The organism is Gammaproteobacteria bacterium, from assembly GCA_022340215.1.
Lineage (GTDB): Bacteria > Pseudomonadota > Gammaproteobacteria > JAJDOJ01 > JAJDOJ01 > JAJDOJ01.
This window is the reverse complement of record JAJDOJ010000197.1, coordinates 1-6,011: the sequence shown is the minus strand read 5'-3', so window position 1 is coordinate 6,011 and position 6,011 is coordinate 1. Positions and strand designations below refer to the sequence as shown.

3 protein-coding genes are annotated in these 6,011 nt (G+C 62.5%); all 3 read left to right on the top strand.

Annotation, left to right across the window (positions count from 1 at the left end; translation table 11 throughout):
• The first annotated feature begins 258 nt into the window (after positions 1 to 258).
• The 3 genes from LJE91_13770 (at position 259) to LJE91_13760 (ending at position 5,783) form a co-directional block, all read left to right on the top strand.
• A complete protein-coding gene (locus tag LJE91_13770) occupies positions 259 to 3,174 on the top strand; it encodes an insulinase family protein (GenBank protein ID MCG6869749.1) in 2,916 nt (971 codons plus the stop codon).
• A 31-nt stretch (positions 3,175 to 3,205) separates the two neighbouring features.
• Complete coding sequence (locus LJE91_13765; protein MCG6869748.1) at positions 3,206 to 4,111, top strand: hypothetical protein; 906 nt, start codon at positions 3,206 to 3,208, stop codon at positions 4,109 to 4,111.
• Between the two features lie 319 nt (positions 4,112 to 4,430).
• The gene (locus LJE91_13760) at positions 4,431 to 5,783 is read left to right on the top strand and encodes a response regulator (protein MCG6869747.1); all 1,353 of its coding nucleotides are present in this window, start codon (positions 4,431 to 4,433) and stop codon (positions 5,781 to 5,783) included.
• Positions 5,784 to 6,011: the final 228 nt, after the last annotated feature.

The window sequence follows — 6,011 nt, the reverse complement described above, 5'->3', positions numbered from 1 at the left end:
CCTGTCGTCGCGCCTTGATAACGAACGATCCCGGCGCGGCGCTGTCCCTGCTTTGCTTGGGCACCGGTCTTGGGCTTCCTGCCCAAGCCGTTCACTGCTTCGCAGCTCACCCGGCGCGATCTGGTATGTCATTTTCCGGCATTCGCCTAAGGCCCCTCTCGATCTGGCAGCGACCCGACAGGTCACCGGGTCATTTGACAGCGTTCGCCGGCCAAGTGTACAACCCTCAGGATTTAACGAGGCTACCCGAACCATCCCATGTCACACACAGCATTCGAATTCGTACGCAGCGAGTCCATTCCGACGCTGAACCTCGATGTCCAGCAGTTCCGGCACCGCAACACCGGCGCCGACCACTATCACATGGCCTCGAAAGACACCAACAACGCCTTCCTGGTGGCATTTCGCACCGTGCCCAGCGATTCGACCGGGGTGGCTCACATCCTCGAGCACACGACACTGTGCGGCAGCGAGCACTACCCGGTGCGCGACCCCTTTTTCATGATGATCCGCCGATCGCTGAACACGTTCATGAACGCGTTCACTTCCAGTGACTGGACCGCCTACCCGTTCGCCAGCCAGAACCGCAAGGACTACGACAATCTGCTCCAGGTGTACCTGGACGCGGTATTTTTTCCCAATCTGCACCCGCTGGACTTTGCCCAGGAAGGGCATCGCGTCGAGTTCGCGAAACCGGGTGACGCGGCCAGTGAACTGGTCTTCAGGGGCGTGGTGTTCAACGAGATGAAAGGTGCGATGAGCGCGCCGGTCAGACAGGTGTGGCAGACCCTGCAGTCCAACCTTTTCCCGACAACCACGTACCACTACAACAGCGGCGGCGAGCCCGAAGACATTCCCAATCTGAGCTACGAACAACTCAAGGCATTCCACGCGCGCCACTACCATCCCTCCAATGCCGTGTTCATGACCTACGGGAATTTCCCCGTCGAGGAACATCAGGACATGATCGAGGAACGTGCACTGTCCCGCTTCGAAAGACAGTCGCTGGATTTCTCGATCCCCGACGAGAAGCGCTATTCGGAATCCTTCGCGATCGAGGCGGCCTATCCGCTGGAGGGAGAGGAGGACACCTCGGGTAAGACCCACATCGTGCTGGGATGGCTGCTCGGCAAGGGAGCCGACCTGCGCGAGAGCATGAATGCGCACCTGTTGTCCAGCGTCCTGCTGGACAACAGCGCATCTCCCCTTCGCCAGGCGCTGGAGACGACCAACCTGGCCTCGGCCCCTTCGGAGCTCTGCGGACTGGACGACGACATGCGTGAGATCGTTTTCGCCTGTGGCGTCGAGGGCTCGGACCCCGACGAGGCCGAGGCGGTCGAGAAACTTGTCATGGACGTGATCCGCGACGTCGCGCAGAACGGCGTGCCACGAGATCGTGTCGAGTCGGTGCTCCACCAGCTCGAACTCGAACAACGCGAGGTCGGCGGAGGACGCTTCCCTTATGGGTTGCAACTCATGCTGAAAGGTCTGGCGTCGGCGCTGCACGGCGGCGACCCGCTGGCCGTGCTGGACATCGACCCGGTGCTGAATCGCTTGCGGGAGGACATCAAGGACGACGGCTTCATCAAGGACCTCGCCAGGCGGATGTTGCTCGAGAATCCGCATCGCGTGCGTCTGACCATGGTCCCGGACACGGGCATGGGCACCCGGCGCGAGGCTCGCGAGCATGAACGGCTGGAGCAAATCCGCGCCACAATGGATGAGGCGGACAGGTCGCGGATCATCGAGGTGGCGTCCCGCCTCAAGGCGCGTCAGGAGATGGTGGACAACCCTGAGATCCTTCCCAAGGTGGGGCTCGAGGACATCCCCCACTCGCTCGAGATTCCGCAAGGCTCGCGGACCGTGGTCTGCGGCATGCCCGCTACCTGGTTCGGCCAGGGAACGAACGGACTCGTATACGAACAAGTGGCCATCGATCTGCCGGCCATGGACGAGGCGAGCCTGGACCACCTGCCGCTGTTTTGCGAATGCCTGACCGAAGTCGGCTGCGGGACGCTCGACTATCTGCAGGCCCAGACCTTGCAGGCCTCGGTCAGCGGCGGCATCGGTGCACGCACCTCGGTGCGTTCGGAGGTATCGGATACCGGTCGGGTCCGGGGACTGTTCGCCATGGGCGGCAAGGCTTTGGTGCGAAACCAGTCCGCTCTGGCCGAGCTGATATATAAGGTGTTTGGCCAAGCACGCTTCGACGAACTGCCGCGCCTGCGGGAGCTGATCGCCCAGATGAGTGCGATACGCGAGACCCAGATCACCGGCAGCGGACACGCACTGGCGATGACAGCGGCGAGCGCCGGCCTCAGCCCGCTCGGTGCGCTGGCGCAGCGCTGGTCCGGACTGGACGGAATCAAATACGTCAAGGCGTTGAACAAGACACTGGACGACAGACAGGCGCTGGGCGAGTTCGCCGAACGCCTGGCGGTGCTGCGAGACCTGATCCGTGGCGCACCCCGGCAGTTTCTCACGGTGTCCGAGTCAGAGCACCGTGACTCCGTGCAAAGCGCCCTCGAACGGATCTGGGCGAAAGAACCAGCACCGGCGAAGAACCACGCCCCCTTTACGCTCGATCCCGTCGATACCAGGATCCGGCAGGGATGGGCCACGAATACGCAGGTCAATTTCTGCGCCAAGGCCTATCCCGCCCCCCCCTACGACCACGACGACGCCACGGCCCTCATGGTGCTCGGTCCGATGCTTCGCAACGGCTTTCTGCATCGGACCATTCGTGAACAGGGGGGGGCATACGGGTCCGGGGCCGGGTACAACTCCGACACGGGGGCATTCCGTTTCTTTTCCTACCGGGACCCGCGACTGGCGGAAACGCTGGCCGACTTCGACCGGTCGCTCGACTGGCTCATGTCAGACGATGCCGGAGCCCGAGAACTGGAAGAGGCCATTCTCAACGTCGTCAGCGACATCGATCGACCCGAGTCACCGGCCGGCGAGGCGATCGGGACCTTCTTCGCGAGCCTGCACGGTCGCGACGCGGCGCGACGTCAGGCATTCCGCGCCAGGGTGCTCGAGGTCGGACTGGACGATCTGCGTCGTGCCGCTGACATCTGGCTGAGGCCGCAAGACGCCCATGTCGCGGTGGTCAGCAACCGACAGACGCTCGATAAGAACGCGTCGTTGGAACTGGAAATCCATCACGTCTGATCAGCCCCTTCCGGCACGGAGGGGACCGGGGGTGTCCTGGCGACCGCTCGGTCCCTCGCTGCGGTCCCACAGGGCATTGGCCGTTAGTCGGGTGTTCGTTCCGCGATTGTGGACCGCACCCCTCGCGCTGATGTGCGCCCTGGCATTCATCCCGGCGATCCCCGGTGCCGCGGAACCGGTGCCGGACGACGATCGGAACCTGGTCAACTGGAACTACGCCCTGGCCTTTGGTACCGGAGCATATCGCATCGCCGACCGCACCGTGGCGGTGATACGCGTACCGCTAAGCTACAACCTGACCCGAATGGGCGACGACCGCTGGGGGTTGAAGCTGACCTTGCCCGTCGCCTTCGGATTCGTCGACTTCGGTTTTCTGGATGTCGTCGATGGGCTCCCGGATCGGTTCGGAACCTTCAGCATGGCGCCTGGCTTCGAACTGGCGATCCCGATGCGTCACAACTGGCGCCTTAAACCGTTTCTCAACGCAGGGTTCGGAAAGGAGTACGAGAACAACGTCACCGCCTTACTGTATTCGGGGGGGCTGAAAAGCCTCCATACACGCGGCTGGGACAAGCTGAATCTCGAACTCGGCAACTCGCTCACTTTCGCCGGGTACAACCCGGACAGCGGCGAATCGGAGTCGCTCTCCGCATTCATTACCGGGCTGAGCTTCCGTTATCCCCTGGGACTGTGCGCGTTCGGCCGTCGGATGAATGTCGGCGCGGAGTTCACCTGGTACGCCTATTTCAACGATCTGACGTTTTCCCAGCCGTTCGACGATACCAAAAGTGTCAGCCAGGAATTCGAACTCGGCGCCACACTCGGCGTATACGAACCCTTCAGGATCCTCGGCGGTTCCTTTGACCGGATCGGTCTGGCCTTCCGTCTGGGAGACGGATTGACTGGCGTCCGGCTGGTCACCTACTTCCCCTTCTGAAAGGAGATTCGGGCGTTCCTGGGCGATTGCCGGAAAATGGCATACCAGATCGCGCCGGATTCGTGCCGTTCGTCCCCTCCACGCCCTCTGGACGGGGAATTCTCATGATATTCATAGTGGCGGGTGTCGCCGGATTGTCCTTGCTGTCCATGACAACCGCAATGCCGGGCAGAAACGCCGCGGCGGTGACGCTTCCGACTCACGCATCACCATTCGCCGGAATGGTACTAAACTCAATGCAATCCTGGTACGCGAGTCCAGTTGGCGAATGCCCAGGCAGCGCTTGCGGTCGCGACAATCTGACACCGGAAGGAAGACCATGACGACGATGAAAGCCCTGGTAGTTGACGACTCCAAACTCGCGCGCCTGACCCTGCGCAAACTCCTGGTTGCACGTGGTGTGGAAGTCGAACAGGCCGAGTCCGGTGAAGAGGCGCTCAGCCACATGGAGAACAGCCGGCCCGATATCGTGTTCATGGACAATCAGATGCCGAACATGAACGGAATCGACGCCATGCGTGCGATCAAGGACAACCCGGACACCGGGAGTATTCCGGTGATCATGTGTACCGGACAGGATGAGGCCGATTTCAAGGCCAATGCCGTCAACAACGGGGCCGCCGGTGTACTGGCCAAACCCCCGGTCGTCGAGGAGCTGGAGGAAGTCCTCGAGTTCGCCGCGCAGCCGCGGACCGGCGTCGTCGAGCACGAAGCAGTAGGAACACTGGCGGCGTCTGGGGAGCTGGACGAGTTCAGGAACATGCTGGAAGGCCTGGTGGGCCAGTTCAGCGTGCTCGCAAGAAAGCTGGAGCGGCTCGAATCAGAGTCGCCGGCCGCGAAGCTCGATGCCTTCGAGCAGCGGATTGCGGCACTAGAGGGCGGTAGCGATTCACCGAACCTCGGCGACCTCCCTCACCGGATCGAACAGCTGGAATCCGCATCCCCAGCCTCGACCCTCGAGGAGTTCTCGCGGCGTCTGTCTCAGATAGAATCGCGGCACGGCCCGATGGACCTGGGCGATCTGCCCGATAGAATTGCTCGACTCGAATCCGAGTCTCCTGCGATTGATACCTCACAGGTCGAAGCGCTCCTGGGCAAGGGGCTCTCCGAACATCAACAGGCGACAGAAAACCGATTCTCCGACCTGGTGTCCCGACTCGAAACGGTCGAGGCGGGCACATCCGCCGAGGCATCCGCTGGTTCCGTGGATTCGGCGGCCATCGTCGCCGAGGCCACCGATGCGGCGCTGGAGAAGAGTCTCGCGGCGTTCGAAGATCGCCTGAAATCGTTCGGTAATGCCTCTTCCGGACTCAGCGAGAGCGATCTGGAGCGTGTGCGCGAAGTTGCCGCCGAGGTCGCTGGCAGCACCGAAACGGCACAGGCCGGCGGAATCGGCGACGAGTTGAACGACGCGCTGATCTCAGAGGCCAGACGCGCGGGCGAAGACGCGGGACGGTCCGTGGCGGAAACCATCGCCCGGGAGGCCGTCGCCGGTTTCGTCTCCGCGACGTCCGGCGATAGCGCACAGGGACCCGCATCCCTGACCGGCGAGGTGCAGGAGCTATCCCGGAAACAAAAATCCTTGTCCACCCGGATCGCGTTGGCCTATCTGTTCGCGGCGGCCGTCGGCGGCGCCGCCATCGCACTACCCTTCTTACAGAAGCTGGGTTAGCGTGCGCCGATCGTCACACCGACACGAATCGGCCCGGGACACTTCCCGGGCTTAGGCGATTTCTGTCAAATGTCATACCATCCTGCTTGTCTTTGTCGTCCGTCCTCTGTGTTGCGACAACAGTGACATAGTTCGACTATGCGCCTGTTGTCGCGCCTTGATGACGAACGATCCCGGCGCGGCGCTGTCCCTGCTTTGCTTGGGCACCGGTCTTGGGCTTCCTGCCCA